At 61.5% G+C, this 2,207-nt stretch carries 1 protein-coding gene; it reads right to left on the bottom strand.

From position 1 onward, the window contains the following. Positions 1–88 precede the first annotated feature (88 nt). Positions 89–931, bottom strand: coding sequence for an MnmC family methyltransferase (locus QMX78_RS21165; RefSeq protein WP_282273381.1), 843 nt, complete (start codon positions 929–931; stop codon positions 89–91). Positions 932–2,207: the final 1,276 nt, after the last annotated feature.

Genomic DNA, 2,207 nt, shown 5'->3' with positions numbered 1-2,207 from the left:
CGAAGCTGGGGCCAATGAGACAGCCATTGGACTGGGGGGCATGAAGGGGTACGAGCTTCGCGGCTTACGCCGCTCCTACAAAAGCAGGTTACTTGCGCACTGCCAACACGCCATCCAGCGCCAGCTCGGCCTTGAAGCTGGCTTTCTGCAGGCGCGTGGCGACTTCGCGGGGTACGTCGCGGCCGCTGGTCAGCTTGTTGGGAGCGCCGGTGTAATGGAACAGACGACCGCCTTTGCGCAGCACGCGGGCGAGGTGGTCGTAGAACACCTGTGAATACAGCTCGCCGGCGATGCCGAAGCGCGGAGGGTCGTGCAGGACGGCATCCATCGAGGCATCGGCGATGGCTTCGATTTCCTTCGACACATCACCATGGTTCAACTGCAGGCGGCCACCTGCGTGTTCATCATCCGGATCCGGTGACCACGGGTTCAGGGTGCGCAGCCACAGCACTTCCGTGCTCTTTTCGAACGAACGGATGCCGGCCACGCCTTCATCCAGGCAGCAGGCGGCGAAGTACCCCATGCCGCCGCAGGTATCGAGCACCTGCTTGCCGCGCGGCTCCACCAGCGCCACCTTGCGGCGGGCATCGTCCAGCGGCGAGATCTGGGCGCTGACCAGCATCTTGATGCCGTCGATCTCGAAGGTGGGGATGCCCCAGTCGGTGGGCACAAGCTTGTACAGGCCGCTGCCGAAGCGCGAGGCAGCGCTGAACTCCTCGCCATCCCAGTAGTAGATGGTGCGGTCCTTGAGCTTGGCCGGCCACGGGTAATGCTGGCCCTTGTACTGCCAGCTGTCGGCGTTGAGGCCGACGGCTTCCTGGTTGCGGCCCAGGTCGAGTGAGGTGCTGAGCTCGCTGCTGCCTTTCTTCAGGGCGCTTTGTAGCTGCTCAAGCAAAGGGCGGGTCAGCAGGGGGCCGGTGTAGTGGGACATGGGGATGCAGGCGGTGCGGGGGAGGGAATGCTACCGCAGGGGGGGTTATGGGGCTTTGGTTCTTCGCGAAGAGCACTCCTCCCCAGCCCTCCCCTTTGCTCCGCAAAAGGGAGGGGGCAGAAGCTCCCTCCCTTTGCCGCAGGCAAGGGGAGGGCTGGGGAGGGGTAGCTTTGGACGTTCAGTGTAAGGCGAAACATGGTTTGATCACCGGCGACACTTGGTTTGATCAGTGGATAACCGTGGAACATTTCATCAGTAAAGCCACAAAAAAGCCCGCCGAAGCGGGCATCGAAGAAGGGTTGAACTGCCTTTAGACCCCGTTTGAACCGCGCTTGAGCCTTTCCATTATCTCTTCAATCCTCTCATTCAGCGTCAAGCCCGCCAACCGTTTAGCTCCTTGGGCACGGCGCAGGATTGCGCTCGTGGTGGACAAAGGAATCCCAAAGTGAAGGGCAATGTCCTTGATGAGGAACCCCTTCTCTCGGGCTTCGGCCACTTGTTGGTACAGTTTGGCCGGGTAGCGTGCTTGGCTGTAATCGTCTCTGGGGCGTGCACCAGCAGTGACCTCTCGCACCCTTGACTCTGACAATCCGTAGCGGCGCGCAATCTCGCTAACGGACACGCCAGCTCGACGTAGTGACCGCATGGCCTTGATGCGCCTGACCTGTCGCTTCTGGTCTCTCACTGGAACTGAAGTACTGTTGCCTTTCACGGTCAATCCTCCGTAACCAACTGTGGACGCAATGCCAGGGGCAGTTGATGCACTGGACCGGGGTCAGCTACCACCGGGGCGTCAGCGGCATAGCGCCGAATTGCGGCCCGCACCCCGGACTCCGAGCACTGTAATCTAGCCGCAATGTCACGCGCTGACATGCCATTCAGATATAGCCGAACGATGGTATCTAGGATGTTCTGAGGCCTGCGCTGGGCATTGTTCGTAGCTGGCGGAATCAAGCCGCCAGTCTGATACGCCACGGCGCTGACAGTGCAGAGGAACCTCTCGGCAATCGCTTTGAGTTTCAGCCCACCAGCCCGCAGGCGACGCATCTCTGCCACGTCGGCGGCACTGAACCGCCTGCGTGTGCCGTGTCGGTTGTGGCCGGACTGCTGCGGAGAATTAGCTTCAAGGGCTGCGTTGCTGACGTGCTGTGCAAGCTGATACGCGACTGGCGGTGTCATCGCGGGAAAGAGAAGGGTCCGGCCGCCAGCTGCGCCGGCCCCCGTCACTGTGGCCGCGCTATGAACTAATCCCTCCTTAGCTTTAACCCCAAGCGGG

Origin of the sequence: Stenotrophomonas sp. PS02298 (assembly GCF_029959445.1) — a bacterium.
GTDB lineage: Bacteria > Pseudomonadota > Gammaproteobacteria > Xanthomonadales > Xanthomonadaceae > Stenotrophomonas.
This window is presented reverse-complemented; position numbering and strand designations above follow the sequence as displayed.

Excerpts from the sequence above, each read along its gene's own strand:
- QMX78_RS21165 (WP_282273381.1), bottom strand. The coding sequence starts at position 931 with ATGTCCCACTACACCGGCCCCCTGCTGACCCGCCCTTTGCTTGAGCAG.